This is a genomic window from Staphylococcus sp. 2S1, from assembly GCF_046721335.1.
GTDB classification, from domain to species: domain Bacteria; phylum Bacillota; class Bacilli; order Staphylococcales; family Staphylococcaceae; genus Staphylococcus; species Staphylococcus equorum_A.
The window spans coordinates 789,050-807,412 of record NZ_JBEUUJ010000003.1 but is presented as its reverse complement, the minus strand read 5'-3'; the positions used below and the strand labels follow the sequence as shown (position 1 = coordinate 807,412).

Below are 18,363 nucleotides of genomic sequence, written 5' to 3'. Positions count from 1 at the left end.
TCAAACATTTACTGTGATATTTTTTAATAAAAGTTTTAAAAATAATAAAAAGTTCATTCAGTCCCATTTACATAAAAAAGCATCTTTCAAAATTTGAAAGATGCTTTTTACTATATTTTCTATTTGAAAAAATACATACTTAATAGCAAAATGATTAAAAAACCGCCTACGATTAATATGAAGCTATATATAAATGTCAGGGTATTTCTTAGTTTTGTAGTATTAACCTCATTAGGATCTTCACCCTTCATAAATGCTACGATTCGATCGTAAGTTTGCATATTATTAGACTTCTTAATTAAATCTACTTTAATAGAAGCGTACATCGCAATAATAAATAGTACAACCTCAATGACAATGCCAACCGTTCCCCAATAATAAAGCGCTCGGACCAAATAAAATTGCTACTAATAACATCGGCCACACCATTAAATGTGACCACAAGTTAAAGTTTGTTTGCTTTAATTTCTGTTCCATAATCTCCACATCTCCTTTGACTAAATCGTCTAAAGAAACATCGAACAATGAACTGAGCATAAGTAAATTATGAACATCTGGATAACTCTTATCATTCTCCCAATTAGAAATTGTTTGACGTGAAACATATAATTTCTCTGCTAAATCTTCTTGAGATAAATAATCGAGTTGTCTGAAATACTTAATTTGAGAACCTAAATTCATTTGTCGTGCTCCTTTGACTAGAGATTAATATGGAAATCATTATTAGACTACCAAAGTTCTTTGACATATGCACCTTTTCAATTGTCAAAATGCTTTTACACCCTATGATACCAACGTTTTTTAGACTGCCTTTAGACAGCACAAAAAAGGGCAAGATAGAAATCATAATTTGATTTCATATCCACCCCACAAGTTTAACTAGCTATCGGCCAAGTACTGCCAATATAAAAACTTAAGTCGTTTGTTGCTGATATTGAATTTGGTGATCTAATTCAAACTCTTCACCTTCAGTGATTTTCTTATATTGATAACCAAAGTACAGAACCCATAGTATTGTCAGACCAAATGCTATCACATAGCTTAATGTAAGATCTAATCCTAAACCGATTGGCTGACTGAGAATGTATGTAAATATATTCCATGTCATGAACACGGCCGGTATTGCTCGCCACCCAGAAATTCTTTTTAGCCATGAGTAAGTACATAGCCCCGACCCACAAAGCAACAGTTGCAGTGGTTTGGTTAGCCCAAGAGAAATAACGCCAAAGTATTGTGAAGTCTACTTGAGTCAAAGCGAAACTAATTACAAATAATGGTGCGGCTACGATAATTCTTTTTACAACACTACGTTGACCATAATTTAAGTAATCAGCAATAATCATTCTGGCACTACGGAAAGATGTATCCCCGCTCGTAATCGGTAAGACGATTACGCCTAACACTGCGATGGTCCCTAAGACAGAACCTAATAATAAATGAGAAGCTTCACTTACCACTAAAGCTGCTTCGCCACGCGCTAATACATCACTAAGTCCATTGTAACCATTAAATAGACTCATACCTGCTGCTGCCCAAATCATAGCTATAATTCCTTCAGCAATCATCATACCGTAAAAGATAAAACGACCATTATTTTCTTTTTTCGTTGTTCTAGAAATAATTGGCGTTTGTGTCGCATGGAAACCAGATAACGCCCCACAAGTAATCGTGAAGAATAATAATGGGAAAATAGATGCCCCATCAGGATGCATATTTTTTAAATTAATCTCTGGAATCGGTGCGCCTGTTTGAATAAGACGGAAACCAATACCAACCGCACTAATTAATAATAATGCCCCAAATATTGGATAAATACGGCCAATAATTTTATCAATAGGTAAAATCGTAGAAAGAATGTAATAAATAAAGATAACAAGAATAATGATGCCTAATGCAATACGTCCGTCTAATAAATCATGTAATAATAATGCCGGACTTGTCACAAATACTGTTCCTGTTAAGAGTAATAATAAAATAGAGAAAATATTAACAAAGTGTTTCATCACTTTTCCTAAAAACTTACCAGCAAGCTCAGGTAAATGAGCCCCTTTATTTCTGATTGAAATCATCCCAGTTAAATAGTCATGAACCGCCCCCGCAAAAATACAACCCACAACAATCCAAATAAATGCGACAGGTCCATAAAGTGCTCCCATAATTGGTCCGAAAATTGGACCAACACCCGCAATATTTAATAATTGAATCAGTGAATTAGATGATGTCTTCATCGGTAAGTAATCGACATCGTCCCTCTGATGAAATGCTGGCGTCGGACGTTCCTCTTTCGTTCCAAACATCTTATCGATATATTTACCATAAGTGAAATAACCTACAACTAATAAAATAATAGACACGATAAACGTAATCATATTATCATCCCCCCTTTAGATAATGTGTAAGCGTTTTCTTAATTTAATCACAGTTTTTGATTTATCACAATATTACAATGGAATTTTTATATTAACTTAATAAAATTTAAACATTAAAAAAGACTGTTAGATTTCCAATGAGGATTCTAACAGTCAGTGATTTAATCTAGGATCTATTTCCCAGATTGTTTCATTTTGGTTATATTAACGTTTGTATAATTTAATCTTTATTTCATAATAGTCGTCATGATCTTTAGCTTGATGTTCATATTTAATGCCGCTTTTTTCAATGCTTTCAAGACTTTTACCAACTGCATCACGTGCGTCAGTTAAGTCTTTTTCAAAGCCAAATGTTTGAGCCGTCACCTTTTCAGGGCCAACTTTTTGTTTCACTCGTGCTTCTGTTTGTTTTACATTTAGCTTCTGGCTAATAACAGTTTCAACCATTATTTCTTGATCTTCTTCTGATAAACTTAACATTGCACGAGCGTGACGTTCAGTAATCTTACCTTCACGTAAACGTTCGATGACTTTAGGTGCTAATTTTAATAAACGCAATTTATTAGCTATGAAACTTTGGCTTTTACCAACACTTTTAGCTAATTCACTTTGTGTGGTATCCCCGATTTCCAATAACTTTTTATATGCTTCCGCTTCTTCAACGACGGATAGGTTTTCACGTTGAATGTTTTCAATAAGTGCAACCACAGCAGTCTCTTCATCATCTAAATATCTAATAATGACTTCTGCGTGTGTTTTACCAAGTGATTGAAACGCTCTAAATCTACGTTCACCTGCAATGATTTCAAACATATCTTCTTCAATTGGACGTACGACGATAGGCTGTAACAAACCATGTTCTTCTATTGATTCTGCGAGTTCTTTTATCTTATTTGGCTCAAATACTTGTCTTGGTTGATAACGGTTTGGCACAATACGTTCGATATGAATAGATTCAACGCTATTATTATGATCTTCTTCAATATAACCAACAATGTCATCTTTGTTCTTTAAACCAAATAATTTAGAAAAAGGTTTCTTCATTTTCCATGCGCTCCCTCTAAATTAATTGTATTGATTTGCATTTACTTGTTAAGCAATGGAGACTTATTCGGTGTTCCTGGTTTTCTAGGATACTTCTTAGGTGTCTGACTTCTCTTGTCTATAATCATCATTTGTCTCTCGCCCGCTTCTTCTGGCAATTCATATGAAATTGTTTCTCGCACTTTACCACCCAAAATACCTAAACCGAAACGTGCTTCTTCTAATTCTTCTTCACCTTTAGAAGATTTTAAAGCAATGAATTGACCGCCTTTTTTAACTAAAGGCAGACACAATTCACTTAATACTGAAAGTCTAGCAACAGCACGTGCAGTTACGATATCATAAGACTCCCTGTAGACTCCTTTGCCAAACGTTTCGGCACGATCGTGCACGAAATTTACGTTTTCAAGGTCTAGCGCCTCTGCTAATTGATTTAAAAAGTTTATACGTTTATTTAACGAATCTACAATTGTAACTTTTAAATTCGGAAAAATAATTTTTAAAGGAATGCTTGGGAAACCAAGACCAAGACCTACATCACAAATTGTTAATTCTTTAGTCAAATCCGTATAAAAACTTGGCGCAATTGAATCATAAAAATGTTTCAAATACACTTCATGTTCTTCAGTGATACTTGTTAAATTTATTTTTTCATTCCATTCAACAAGCATTTGATAATACGTTTGAAATTGTCGTTGTTGTTCTTCAGAAAGTTCTATACCTTGTGTACTGAGTTGCTTAGTTAACCATTCTACACTCATCTTAATTTTTCACCCTTTGGATTTTTCCTTGTTCAAGAAAAACAAGTAAAATTGAGATATCAGCTGGATTCACACCAGAAATACGAGAAGCTTGCGCAATGTTTAATGGCTTAACTTCTGCTAATTTTTCACGCGCTTCAGTCGCTAAACTATCTACCTTACTATAATCTAAGTCTTCTGGAATTTTTTTCTCTTCCATACGTTTTACTTTTTCAACTTGTTGTAATGACTTGTTGATGTAGCCTTCGTATTTCGTTTGAATTTCCACTTGTTCTTCAACATCAGATGGAAGTACATGTGATTCATCCAGAATTTCAAGAATTAAATCGTAAGTCATTTCAGGACGACGTAACAGCTCTAATGCTAAAATACCATCTTTCAAGCGAGAACCGCCTTGGGCTTCAATAATTTCTTGAACGCGATCATGTGGTTTCACTCGGATACTACCTAATCGTTCTTGTTCTGATTTTATCATGTCTCGTTTTGCATTAAAACGTGCATAACGCTCTTCAGAAATCATTCCTAATTCGTGACCTAAATCAGTGAGACGTAAATCAGCGTTATCATGTCTTATCAATAGACGATACTCTGCACGAGATGTTAATAAACGGTAAGGTTCATTTGTGCCTTTCGTAACAAGATCATCAATTAATACACCGATATATGCATCAGAACGACTTAAGACAACTTCATCTTTATCTTGTACTCTAGTCTGCTGCATTAATACCAGCCATAATACCTTGTCCAGCCGCTTCTTCATAACCTGATGTACCGTTGATTTGACCAGCAGTATATAAGTTTTTGATTTTTTTAGTTTCAAGTGTTGGCCATAATTGTGTAGGTACGAGTGCATCGTATTCAATTGCATAACCTGCACGCATCATGTCTGCTTTTTCTAGACCAGGAATTGTTTCTACCATTTGTCTTTGTACATGTTCTGGAAGACTTGTAGATAATCCTTGTACGTATACTTCATTCGTATTACGTCCTTCTGGTTCTAAGAATAATTGGTGACGTGGTTTATCGTTGAAACGCACAAATTTATCTTCAATTGATGGACAATATCTTGGACCTGTACCTTTAATCATCCCTGAATACATTGCTGAAAGATGTAAATTATCATCAATTACTTGGTGTGTATCAGCATTTGTATATGTTAACCAACATGGTAATTGATCTAAGATATATTCAGTAGTTTCAAAACTAAACGCTCTACCTACCTCATCACCTGGTTGGATTTCAGTTTTAGAATAATCAATTGTTTTCGCATTTACACGAGGTGGTGTACCTGTCTTAAATCTAACAACTTCAAAGCCAAGATTTCTTAAATTATCGGCTAATGAAATAGATGGTAATTGGTGGTTAGGGCCACTTGAATATTTCATGTTTCCTAAGATAATCTCACCGCGTAAAAATGTACCTGTTGTAATAATAACTGCCTCTGCCCAGTATTCTGTTCCAATGTTAGTACGTACGCCTTTAATCACATCATCTTCAATCATTAAGTCGTCTACCATGCCTTGCATAATATCAAGGTTATCTTCATCTTCAATTACTTTTTTCATTTCTTGTTGATACAATACTTTATCTGCTTGTGCACGTAATGCTCTCACTGCTGGGCCTTTGCCCGTATTCAACATACGCATTTGAATGTGGGTCTTATCAATCGTTTTGGCCATTTGTCCACCTAAAGCATCAATTTCACGCACGACGATTCCTTTTGCCGGTCCACCAACTGATGGATTACATGGCATAAACGCAATATTATCTAAGTTAATTGTTAACATAAGCGTTTTTGCACCACGTCGAGCTGAAGCAAGTCCTGCTTCAATACCAAGCATGCCCGGCTCCTATTACTATTACATCATATTCTTGAGCCATACTATTTTCCTCCTTATTATTTTCCTAAACAGAACTGACTAAATAATTGATCTATCAATTCGTCGCTTGCGGATTCTCCGATGATTTCACCTAATATTTCCCAAGTTCTCGTCAAGTCAATTTGAATCATATCCATTGGTATATCTGATTTTGCAGCATCTATTGCGTCTTGAATTGTATTTCTAGCCTCTTTTAATAATGAAATATGCCTTGAATTAGATACATACGTCATATCTTGATTTTGAACATCGCCACCAAAGAATAAATCTCTAATTTGTATTTCTAATTGATCTATTCCTTCTTGCTTCAACATAGAAGTTTGGATTAACGGCATATCTCCAATCATTGCTTTAACTTCATCTATATCTAATTGTTTATCTAAATCCATTTTATTTACAATAACAATCGCATCTTCGTTTTTAATCACTTCATAAAGTTTACGGTCTTCTTCAGAAAGTGCTTCGTTATAATTTAGTACAAATAAGATTAAGTCTGCTTCGCCTAATGCTTTTCGGGAACGTTCAACACCTATGCGCTCTACAATATCTTCAGTTTCACGAATACCTGCTGTGTCTACTAATCTTAGTGGTACGCCTCGAACGTTAACGTATTCTTCTAATGTATCTCGTGTCGTTCCTGGCACTTCTGTAACAATAGCTTTATTATCTTGGATCAGATTATTGAGCATTGATGATTTACCAACATTCGGTCTACCGACAATTACTGTAGATAAGCCTTCCCTCATAATCTTACCTTGCGTACCAGTTTCTAATAATTTATTAATCTCTTCTTTAATTTCATTTGATTTACCTAATAAAAATTCTGTAGTAGCGTCCTCTACGTCATCATATTCTGGGTAATCTATATTAACTTCGACTTGTGCAAGGATTTCGAGAATGGATTGTCGCTGTCGTTTAATCATATCACTCAAACGGCCTTCTATTTGATTCATTGCAACTTTTGATGCACGATCGGTTTTAGAACGAATAAAATCCATCACTGCTTCTGCTTGGGACAAATCAATACGTCCATTTAAGAATGCACGTTTTGTAAATTCTCCCGGTTCAGCCATACGTGCGCCATTACTCATTGTTAATTCAAGCACTCTATTAATTGTTAAAATACCACCGTGACAGTTGATTTCAACAATATCTTCACGCGTAAACGTCTTCGGTGCACGTAGCACAGAAACCATTACTTCTTCTATAACTTCTTCTGATTCTGGATCAATAATATGACCATAATTAATTGTATGAGATGTTACATCTGCAAGTTTTTGTTTTCCTTTAAATAACTTGTCAGCAACGTTAACTGCATCGACACCAGATAAACGTACAATACCTATCGCACCTTCGCCCATTGGCGTGGATATACTCGTTATTGTATCTAAATCCATCATCCATCTCGCCTCCTTTATTGTCTAAATTTTATCATTATAATATTGTAAAGAGTTTCCTATCAAAAAGCGAATATCTTGATCGAAAAAATACACAGTAAGTCTTAGGGTTGTCTGAAGTTAGACTAACGGTAGTCTAATCAACCACTTCCCCTACCCTACTTAGATGCGCTTATTAAAAGCCTTTGCTATTTTAAGTACATGTTCAAGGCTCGCTTGAATTTGTAGCGTATCCATATCTTTAGCTGGCTGCCTCGCTATTACCACAATATCTAATGGTAGCATATCTTCTTTGTGTATCTTGAAGTTTTCACGAATAGCTCTTTTAATACGGGTTCTAACCACAGCATTACCTATTTTTTTAGAAACACTTATTCCTAAGCGGAAATGCTCTAAATTTTTGTTGGGTTTTGTGTATACTACAAATTGTCTGTTAGCGACTGATTTCCCTTTTTTATAAATAAATTGAAAATCACCATTCTTTTTAATTCGATACGCTTTTTCCACCAACCATCACTCACTTATCTCTTCATTAGATGTATTATGTTATATATATGTTTAATCTATATCATTAATTTTCTTAAATTACTAACGAAAATTAACGTAATTTCCTGTCATTTTCCTTCATTAAAACCAAAAAAAGACCACTGATGAGTCAGTGATCTTATGCTGATAGTACTTTACGGCCTTTACGACGACGACGCGCCAAAACTTTACGACCATTTTTTGTGCTCATGCGTTTTCTGAAACCATGAACTTTACTATGTTTACGTTTATTTGGTTGATAAGTACGTTTTACCATGCAAAAACACCTCCATCTTTATTCGGTTATCTAACTATTATAATAGATAAATTAATATACGCTTCTGCTCTTAAGTCTTGATTTAACTGTTATTAATTTCTAGTCATAATTCAAGCAACTTCTACAATATAACAAAATATATTTTATAAAGCAAGCATCAATTTGAGTCTTTGCAATTTTATAGGCAATTTAAAAATACTTCCCAATTTAATTACATATAAGGAAGTGTTGGATTATAAATTGCCTAACCTCCCCTATTATAGTAGAAACATTACTATCTAAAAAACAATCCGCATTATCCTTCATTTTTCATTATACATTTTCCATACAATCTTTATAAATTATTTCCCAAGCTCACAAATGGTTCGATTTTTGTTATACTGTTTATTCCTCAAAGTTATCCACTTATGCACAGTTACGGTTTCTATTTTTGTGGATAATATATATGTTATTAACAAGTTCATCTACGTTTTAACAACATATTCACAGTCATTTGACATTGGTCATTGTTAAAAAGTATAATTGTGTGGATAAGTCATGTAAATATTGATAGATACAGGGTTTACTTTATTGAATTATATACTAAACAGCTGTGTATAAATCATAGCGAGTAAATAGTTATCCACCGATTGTGTGTAACTTGTGGATAATTATCAACATGCTGTGATTAGTCTCATTTATACCTGTTGTTTTTGTGTATAACTTTTAAAATTTATGAAAGTTGGAGTTTATTCATATGTCAGAAAAAGAAATTTGGGAAAAAGTCCTAACCTTGGCTCAAGAGAAAGTAAGTTATCCTAGCTATCAAACTTTCCTTAAAGATACTAAGCTTTACTCATTGCAAAATGATGAAGCCATTGTTGTTATCGATGATCCATTTGTTGCCAATTGGTTAAAAACGCATTATGTTGAAATTATTCAAACTGCATTATATGAGGCAATCGGTCATGAAATTATGCCAGTTTTCTATTCTGAAGATCAATTAGAGAGTTTAAAATCAGGTGAGAATCAACACACGAATCCAGACGTTCCACAAAAGAAAAAGTATACACCGGGTGTAGATGAAGCTGTCATTGGCGGCGAACAATTCAATACACACAACACTTTTGATACATTTGTGATCGGACCTGGCAATAGATTTCCTCATGCGGCAAGTCTCGCTGTTGCCGAAGCACCTGCTCAAGCCTATAACCCGCTTTTCATTTATGGTGGCGTTGGTTTAGGAAAAACGCATCTAATGCATGCGATTGGTCATTATGTATTAGAAAACAATCCTGATGCTAAAGTTATTTACACGTCTAGTGAAAAATTTACTAATGAATTTATTAAATCTATTCGTGATAATAAAACTGAGCGTTTTAGAGAAAAATACCGTAATATTGACGTTTTATTAATAGATGATATTCAATTCATCCAAAATAAAGAGCAAACACAAGAAGAATTCTTCCATACTTTTAATGAATTACATCAAGCAAACAAACAAATTGTTATTTCGAGTGATAGACCGCCGAAAGAAATTGCTAAATTAGAAGATCGTTTGCGTTCTCGCTTTGAATGGGGATTAATCGTTGATATTACGCCTCCTGATTACGAAACAAGAATGGCTATTTTGCAGAAAAAAATTGGAGAAGAAAATTTAAATATTCCAACTGAAGCATTAACTTATATTGCTAATCAAATCCAGTCTAATATTCGTGAACTTGAAGGTGCACTCACTCGTGTATTAGCATTTTCTAAACTTCAAGGCCAACCGATTACAACTGAATTAACTGCTGCAGCTGTTAAAAGATATTATCCAAGCGCCAAAATCGAAAAAAATTACGATTCAGGATATTCAAAAGATAGTTGGACAATACTATAACGTGAGAATTGAAGATTTTAGTGCTAAAAAACGTACAAAATCCATTGCCTATCCGCGCCAAATTGCAATGTACTTATCACGTGAGCTAACTGATTTCTCATTACCTAAAATTGGTGAAGAGTTTGGTGGCCGTGATCATACTACTGTTATTCATGCGCATGAGAAAATAGCTAAAGAAGTAAGTAGTGATTCAACTTTTAAACAAGAACTTGAAAACTTGGAAAAAGAAATTAGAAATCAATAAAAAACTGTACTATAACAGATTAATTGTAGGAAAATTGAGGAATAACGTAGTAACGATAAATTTTGGAGAATTGTGGATAATGTGTAAAAGTCATACACACTGTGCACAAGTTATCCACAGTCGTTAAATAATGCCATACCTGAATTCATATAAGTTATCCCGTAATCCACAAGCCCTACTACTATTACTACTGTTTTAAAACCTATATAATTTATATATAAACGACTGGAAGGAGTTTGAAAATTAGATGGAATTCACAATAAGAAGAGATTATTTTATTGCTCAATTAAATGACACATTAAAAGCCATCTCACCAAGAACTACATTACCAATATTAACTGGTATAAAAATTGAAGTTAAAAATAACGAAGTGATACTTACTGGTTCTGACTCAGAAATATCTATCGAAATCACTATACCTAAACAAGTTGATGGTGAAGACATTATAGAAGTTGCAGAAACTGGATCAGTCGTACTCCCTGGTCGTTTCTTCGTAGACATCATTAAAAAGTTACCTGGTAAAGAAGTAAAACTTTCTACAAATGAACAATTTCAAACATTAATTACTTCAGGTCATTCTGAATTTAACTTAAGTGGTTTAGATCCAGATCAATACCCATTGTTACCACAAGTTTCTCGCGATGATGCAATTCAATTATCTGTAAAAGTACTTAAAAACGTGATAGCACAGACGAATTTCGCAGTGTCCACCTCAGAAACACGCCCAGTACTCACTGGTGTTAACTGGCTTATACAAGATAGTGAATTAATATGCACGGCTACTGATTCACACCGCTTGGCTGTAAGAAAAGTGGCATTAGAAGACGAGTCTGAAAATAAAAATGTCATCATTCCAGGCAAGGCATTATCAGAGTTAAATAAAATAATGACAGATAGTGAAGAAGAGATTGATATCTTCTTTGCATCAAACCAAGTACTATTCAAAGTTGGCAATGTGAACTTTATTTCACGTTTATTAGAAGGTCATTATCCTGATACATCTCGTTTATTCCCAGAGAATTACGAAATTAAATTAGGCATTAATAACGGTGAATTCTATCATGCAATCGATCGTGCATCATTATTAGCACGTGAAGGCGGCAATAACGTTATTAAATTAAGTACTGGTAATGAATTAGTAGAATTATCTTCAACATCTCCTGAAATTGGTACCGTAAATGAAGACGTTAAAGCAAGTAACGTTGATGGTGGTAACTTGAAGATTTCATTCAACTCGAAATATATGATGGATGCATTAAAAGCAATCGATAATGACGAAGTCGAAATAGAATTCTTTGGCACAATGAAACCATTTATTTTAAAACCCAAAGACGATGATTCAGTAACACAATTAATTCTGCCAATCAGAACATATTAGAACTTAATAACTTATCCCTAGACAATTTATTTTGTCTGGGGTTTTTTCTTTTAATTTTTAAATTCAAAAGTAATCGCTTGTCTATATACGTGTATATAAATAAAGCAGGGGACACTTTTTACGAAAAAAATAAATTTCAGAAGTATTTTAAGAGGTATATTTCATTTTTAAAGGCACTGAGCGATTAAATATAAGCATTTATTGTTAATTGTTAGGGTATTTCAATAAAATTTTATAACGCGTCTAAAACACGCTTTAAATGTCATTTTAAATCGCACATATTAAAAATGTTGCTCTAATTTCATATTAAATTTGGAACTTATTGATAGAGAATCAAAAAAACAGAATAAAATCACTCGAAATTTGATATAATATTACATGTAAAACAACCGCTATAACGGGCTTTGTACATAATTATTAAAAAGAAGTGAAAATTAGTTATAAGAATACGCTTACATGCTGTATTTTACATGAAATTTTTCGTGAAAAAAGGTATAATATATTAGTGAGCTTAAAAGAAACGGAGTGATTGATTTGGTTGAAGAGGTAATCGTTGATGGAGACATTACTTTAGGGCAATTTCTAAAGACAGAAGGTATTATCGAATCTGGCGGACAAGCAAAATGGTTCTTACAAGATTTTGATGTCTTGATAAATGACGAACGTGAAACACGTCGCGGTAAAAAGTTAAACCATCAAGATAGCATTGTCATACCAGAAGTCGGTTCATTTGTTATTTTACATCAAGGTGAAGAATGAGATTAAAGACACTCCAGATAGAAAATTATCGTAACTATGATTCAGTTACCCTTGATTGTCATCCAGAGGTCAATATATTGATTGGCGAGAATGCACAAGGGAAGACAAACCTCCTTGAATCTATTTATACATTAGCATTGGCTAAAAGTCATAGAACGTCCAATGACAAGGAACTTATACGTTTCGGTATGGACTATGCTAAAATAGAAGGTGAACTTAGTTATAGATACGGTGAAATGCCTTTAACGATGTTTATAACCAAAAAAGGTAAGCAAGTTAAAATTAATCACTTGGAACAAAGTAGACTGACTCAATATATTGGTCACTTGAACGTCGTATTGTTTGCGCCTGAAGATTTAAATATTGTCAAAGGATCACCACAAATTAGACGCAGATTTATAGATATGGAGCTTGGACAAATTTCTGCAGTATACTTAAATGATTTGTCCCAGTACCGGCGAATTTTAAAACAAAAAAATAATTATTTGAAGCAACTGCAATATGGTCAAAAGACAGACAGCACAATGCTAGATGTCTTAAATCAACAATTTGCAGCGTATGCACTCAAAATTACGCTCAGACGTGAACATTTTATTAAAGAACTTGAATCACTAGCTAAGCCTATCCATTCTGGAATAACGGACGAGCGTGAGACGTTGTCATTAAAATATTTGCCTAGTATAAAACTCGACAATGAAGAGAAAAGTGAGACGGAACGCTTAGAAGAAGTCTTAACTTTACTCAATGACAATATGGAACGTGAGAAAGATAGAGGCGTTTGTTTATACGGCCCTCACAGAGATGATTTAGGTTTCAATGTAAATGATATGGATGCTCAGACGTATGGCTCTCAAGGCCAACAACGGACTACTGCTTTATCGATAAAACTCGCAGAAATCGAGTTAATGAATATCGAAGTAGGAGAGTACCCTATCTTATTGCTAGATGATGTATTAAGTGAATTAGATGATTCACGTCAATCGCATTTATTAAGCACAATTCAACATAAAGTGCAGACTTTTGTAACTACAACATCAGTCGACGGTATAGAGCATGAAATTATGAAGAACGCTAAACTTTATCGCATTAACCAAGGCGAAATTATAAAGTAATAGAAAGTGAAGGTGGAAGCATTGTCAGATGTGAACAACACGGAAGATTATGGTGCTGGTCAGATTCAAGTATTAGAAGGTCTAGAAGCGGTTCGTAAACGACCAGGTATGTATATAGGTTCAACTTCAGCAAGAGGTTTGCATCATCTTGTATGGGAAATCGTCGATAATAGTATCGATGAGGCACTTGCTGGATATGCCGACGAAGTTGAAATTGTTATAGAAAAAGATAATTGGATAAAAGTTACTGATAACGGACGAGGCATTCCAGTAGGTATTCAAGAAAAAATGGGACGTCCTGCTGTAGAAGTTATTTTGACAGTGCTTCATGCCGGCGGTAAATTTGGCGGCGGCGGATACAAAGTATCTGGTGGCTTACATGGTGTAGGTTCATCAGTAGTTAACGCGTTGTCTGAAGATCTTGAAGTGTACGTTTACAAAGATAACCAAATTTATCATCAGGCCTATAAAAAAGGGATACCGCAATTCGATTTGAAAGTTATCGGAGAAACTGATGAGGCTTCTGGTACGGTAATTCGTTTTAAAGCGGATTCTGAAATATTCACTGAAACTACAGAATATCACTATGAAACGTTACAACAACGTACAAGAGAGCTTGCTTTCTTGAATAAAGGTATTTCAATTACGTTAAGAGATGAACGTGAAGAGGAAGTTAGAGAAGACTCTTATCGCTATGAAGGTGGTATTAAATCTTACGTAGAAATGTTGAATGAAACGAAAGAACCACTTCATGATGAACCGATTTATGTACATGAATCAAAAGATGATATTGAGGTTGAAATCGCATTACAGTATAACAAAGGTTATGCAACTAACTTATTAACATATGCGAATAACATCCACACATACGAAGGTGGTACACATGAAGAAGGATTCAAACGTGCCCTTTCTCGTGTGCTAAACAGCTATGGTATAAACAGTAAAATAATCAAAGAAGATAAAGAGCGACTTTCAGGTGAGGATACACGTGAAGGTTTAACAGCGGTCGTGTCTATCAAACATAGTGATCCACAATTTGAGGGACAAACTAAGACGAAACTTGGTAACTCAGAAGTGCGTCAAGTCGTTGATAAATTATTCTCTGAACTATTTGAAAGATTCTTATACGAAAATCCACAAGTCGGACGTATTGTCGTTGAGAAAAGTATTATGGCATCACATGCACGTCTTGCGACTAAAAAAGCACGTGAAGTGACACGTCGTAAATCTGCTTTGGAAATCTCAAGTCTACCTGGTAAACTTGCAGACTGTTCTAGTAAAGATCCGTCTCGAAGTGAAATTTTTATCGTCGAGGGTGACTCTGCCGGAGGGTCTACAAAATCAGGCCGTGATTCAGAAACACAAGCGATTTTACCGTTACGTGGTAAGATTTTAAACGTTGAGAAAGCACGATTAGATAGAATACTAAATAACAATGAAATTCGTTCAATGATTACTGCTTTTGGTACAGGAATTGGCGGAGAATTTGATTTAAGTAAAGCACGTTATCACAAGATTGTCCTTATGACAGATGCCGATGTCGATGGCGCGCACATTAGAACATTGCTTTTAACATTCTTCTATCGCTTTATGAGACCGTTATTAGAAGCGGGATACGTGTATATTGCGCAACCACCACTTTTCAAATTGACGCAAGGTAAACAAAAATATTACGTGTTTAACGAACGTGAATTAGATAAGCTTAAAGAAGAACTAGACCCAAGTCCAAAATGGTCGATTTCACGTTACAAAGGTCTCGGTGAAATGAATGCGGATCAATTGTGGGAAACTACAATGAATCCTGAACACAGAGCGTTACTACAAGTATCACTAGATGATGCGATAGAAGCAGACCAAGTATTTGAAATGTTGATGGGCGATGTTGTTGAGAATCGTAGACAGTTTATTGAAGATAACGCAGTCTATGCGAACTTAGATTTCTAATACAATGAACTGAATTTTTGAAGGAGGATATCTTGATGGCTGAACTACCTGAATCAAGAATTAATGAACGAAATATAACCAATGAAATGCGCGAATCGTTCTTAGATTATGCGATGAGCGTTATTGTCTCACGTGCTTTGCCAGACGTTAGAGATGGATTAAAACCAGTACATCGACGTATATTATACGGATTACATGAACAAGGTATGACACCTGACAAATCATATAAAAAATCTGCACGTATCGTTGGGGACGTAATGGGTAAATATCACCCACACGGTGACTCATCGATTTATGAAGCAATGGTAAGAATGGCGCAGGACTTCAGCTATCGATATCCTTTAATTGATGGTCAAGGTAACTTTGGTTCAATGGATGGCGATGGTGCTCGCTGCGATGCGTTATACAGAAGCACGTATGTCTAAAATCACGCTTGAAATGTTGAGAGACCTTAACAAAAATACAATTGATTTCATAGATAACTATGATGGTAATGAAAGAGAGCCGTCAGTCTTACCATCAAGGTTCCCGAACTTATTAGTTAACGGTGCTTCGGGTATTGCTGTTGGTATGGCTACTAATATTCCACCGCATAACTTAACAGAAGTTATTAACGGCGTATTAAGTTTAAGTTATAACCCTGACATCACTATTTCTGAATTAATGGAAGATGTCCAAGGTCCTGATTTCCCTACAGGCGCTTTAATTCTTGGTAAAAGTGGCATCCGTCGTGCATTTGAAACTGGACGTGGTTCAGTTATAATGCGTTCTCGTGCTCGAAATAGAAGAGCGCGGTGGCGGACGTCAACGTATCGTAGTGACTGAAGTACCTTATCAAGTCAATAAAGCGCGTATGATAGAAAAAATCGCTGAATTAGCTCGAGATAAAAAGATAGAAGGTATTACAGATTTACGTGATGAAACAAGTTTACGTACAGGTGTACGTGTCGTAATTGATGTTCGTAAAGACGCAAACGCAAGTGTTGTTCTAAATAACTTGTATAAACAAACGCCATTACAAACATCATTTGGTGTAAACATGATTGCATTGGTAAATGGTAGACCGAGACTTATCACGCTTAAAGAAGCATTGGTTGAATACTTAGATCATCAAAAAATAGTTGTAAGAAGACGTACTGAATACAACTTGAAAAAAGCATTAGACCGTGCACATATTTTAGAAGGTTTAAGAATTGCACTGGATCATATTGATGAAATCATTAGAGTAATACGTGAATCAGATAACGACAAAATTGCGATGGCAAGCTTGCAAGAGCAATTTAAGTTAACTGAACGCCAAGCGCAAGCAATATTAGATATGCGTTTAAGACGTTTAACTGGTTTAGAACGCGATAAGATTGAATCAGAATACAATGATTTAATTGCTTATATTGAAGAGTTAAAAGCAATTCTTGCGGATGAAGAAAAGCTTTTACAAATCGTGCGTGATGAACTCATTGATGTTCGTGATCGTTTTGGTGACGAACGTAAAACTGAAATTCAACTTGGTGGCCTTGATAATATTGAGGATGAAGACTTAATCCCTGAAGAACAAATTGTTATTACATTAAGTCATAATAACTATATTAAACGTCTACCTGTTTCAACATATAGATCACAACACCGTGGTGGTCGTGGTGTACAAGGTATGAATACGCTCGAAGAAGACTTCGTTAGCCAACTTGTAACGTTAAGCACGCATGATCACGTTTTATTCTTTACGAATAAAGGTCGTGTTTATAAACTTAAAGGTTATGAAGTACCAGAACTCTCACGTCAGTCTAAAGGTATTCCAGTAGTCAATGCCATAGAGTTAGATAGTGATGAATCTATCAGTACAATGATTGCCGTTAAAGATTTAGAAAGTGAAGAAGATTACCTTGTATTTGCAACACTGAAAGGTAGAGTTAAACGTTCTGCGTTAAGCAACTTCTCACGCATAAACAGAAACGGTAAGATTGCTATCAACTTTAAAGATGATGATGAATTGATTGCAGTACGTCTTACAGACGGTGAAACTGATATTCTTATCGGTACTGCGCATGCGTCATTAATTCGCTTCCACGAAACTGCATTACGTCCACTTGGTCGTACAGCAACAGGTGTGAAAGGTATTACGCTTAGAGAAGGCGATAAAGTTGTCGGCTTAGATGTTACTAAAGCGGAACAAGATGATGAAATCCTAGTCGTTACTGAAAATGGTTACGGTAAACGTACACCTGTAGGAGATTACAGATTATCAAACCGTGGTGGTAAAGGTATTAAGACTGCTACGATTACTGAGCGTAATGGTAATATTGTTTGTATAACATCAGTCACAGGAGAAGAAGACTTGATGGTTGTCACAAACTCTGGTGTTATTATTCGTATTGATGTAAATGACATTTCACAAAATGGTCGTGCGGCCCAAGGTGTGAGATTAATCAAATTAGATGATAATCAATTTGTATCTACTGTAGCTATAGTAAACGAAGAAGATGAAGAAGAAGTTGAAGCAACTGAAGAATCTGGAACAACTGAATCAGGTTTAACAAATGCCCAAACAACGGATTCTGAATCACAAGATGCGTCATCAAGTGATGAAGCGGTTGTAGAAGATAACACACCAGGTAATGGTATCCATACAGAAGTTGAAGATGACAACTCTGAAGAAGATGGCCGTAAAGAAGTAAGAGAAGACTTTATGGATCGTGTTAACGAAGATATCGATAATGCAGATAGCGACGACAACGAAGAAGAATAATCTTTGATTAAAGATAAATACACATATAAAAAGACCTACCTCACTAAGGTAGGTCTTTTTTCGTTATAA

General features: G+C 35.0%; 9 protein-coding genes and 5 pseudogenes. 6 read left to right on the top strand and 8 right to left on the bottom strand.

Features of this window, described 5'->3' with window-relative positions; genetic code table 11:
- Positions 1–119 precede the first annotated feature (119 nt).
- From ABLV90_RS04280 to rpmH, 8 genes and pseudogenes are all read right to left on the bottom strand, one after another.
- Positions 120–681 (bottom strand): annotated as a pseudogene (locus ABLV90_RS04280) (helix-turn-helix domain-containing protein).
- A gap of 232 nt (positions 682–913) precedes the next feature.
- Positions 914–2,369, bottom strand: a pseudogene (locus tag ABLV90_RS04275) (carbon starvation protein A).
- A gap of 204 nt (positions 2,370–2,573) precedes the next feature.
- A complete protein-coding gene (locus tag ABLV90_RS04270) occupies positions 2,574–3,413 on the bottom strand; it encodes a ParB/RepB/Spo0J family partition protein (RefSeq protein WP_002506209.1) in 840 nt (279 codons plus the stop codon).
- A gap of 41 nt (positions 3,414–3,454) precedes the next feature.
- Entirely contained in the window at positions 3,455–4,174 is a 720-nt protein-coding gene (gene rsmG / locus ABLV90_RS04265; RefSeq protein ID WP_460872237.1) for a 16S rRNA (guanine(527)-N(7))-methyltransferase RsmG, read from the bottom strand.
- Between the two features lies 1 nt (position 4,175).
- Positions 4,176–6,055: pseudogene (gene mnmG / locus ABLV90_RS04260) on the bottom strand (tRNA uridine-5-carboxymethylaminomethyl(34) synthesis enzyme MnmG).
- 16 nt (positions 6,056–6,071) lie between these two features.
- On the bottom strand, positions 6,072–7,451 hold the full coding sequence (mnmE, locus tag ABLV90_RS04255) for a tRNA uridine-5-carboxymethylaminomethyl(34) synthesis GTPase MnmE (RefSeq protein ID WP_460872853.1): 1,380 nt from the start codon (positions 7,449–7,451) through the stop codon (positions 6,072–6,074).
- A 162-nt stretch (positions 7,452–7,613) separates the two neighbouring features.
- On the bottom strand, positions 7,614–7,958 hold the full coding sequence (gene rnpA, locus ABLV90_RS04250) for a ribonuclease P protein component (RefSeq protein ID WP_069817419.1): 345 nt from the start codon (positions 7,956–7,958) through the stop codon (positions 7,614–7,616).
- Between the two features lie 157 nt (positions 7,959–8,115).
- Positions 8,116–8,253: a 50S ribosomal protein L34 gene (gene rpmH, locus ABLV90_RS04245; RefSeq protein ID WP_000240855.1), complete on the bottom strand. Its 138-nt coding sequence runs from the start codon at positions 8,251–8,253 to the stop codon at positions 8,116–8,118.
- Between the two features lie 736 nt (positions 8,254–8,989).
- Between rpmH and dnaA the strand changes: the two are divergent.
- The 6 genes and pseudogenes from dnaA to gyrA all read left to right on the top strand — a co-directional run bounded on the left by dnaA (position 8,990) and on the right by gyrA (position 18,294).
- Positions 8,990–10,358 (top strand): annotated as a pseudogene (dnaA, locus tag ABLV90_RS04240) (chromosomal replication initiator protein DnaA).
- Positions 10,359–10,605: 247 nt separating this feature from the next.
- Complete coding sequence (gene dnaN, locus ABLV90_RS04235) at positions 10,606–11,736, top strand: DNA polymerase III subunit beta (protein ID WP_002506215.1); 1,131 nt, start codon at positions 10,606–10,608, stop codon at positions 11,734–11,736.
- A gap of 525 nt (positions 11,737–12,261) precedes the next feature.
- The gene (gene yaaA / locus ABLV90_RS04230) at positions 12,262–12,495 is read left to right on the top strand and encodes a S4 domain-containing protein YaaA (RefSeq protein WP_172793137.1); all 234 of its coding nucleotides are present in this window, start codon (positions 12,262–12,264) and stop codon (positions 12,493–12,495) included.
- Positions 12,492–13,607: a DNA replication/repair protein RecF gene (recF, locus tag ABLV90_RS04225; RefSeq protein ID WP_460872236.1), complete on the top strand. Its 1,116-nt coding sequence runs from the start codon at positions 12,492–12,494 to the stop codon at positions 13,605–13,607. Before yaaA ends, recF begins: the two co-directional genes overlap by 4 nt.
- Positions 13,608–13,619: 12 nt before the next feature.
- Positions 13,620–15,551: a DNA topoisomerase (ATP-hydrolyzing) subunit B gene (gene gyrB / locus ABLV90_RS04220; protein WP_460872235.1), complete on the top strand. Its 1,932-nt coding sequence runs from the start codon at positions 13,620–13,622 to the stop codon at positions 15,549–15,551.
- Positions 15,552–15,586: 35 nt separating this feature from the next.
- Positions 15,587–18,294 (top strand): annotated as a pseudogene (gene gyrA, locus ABLV90_RS04215) (DNA gyrase subunit A).
- The last annotated feature ends 69 nt before the right edge of the window (positions 18,295–18,363 follow it).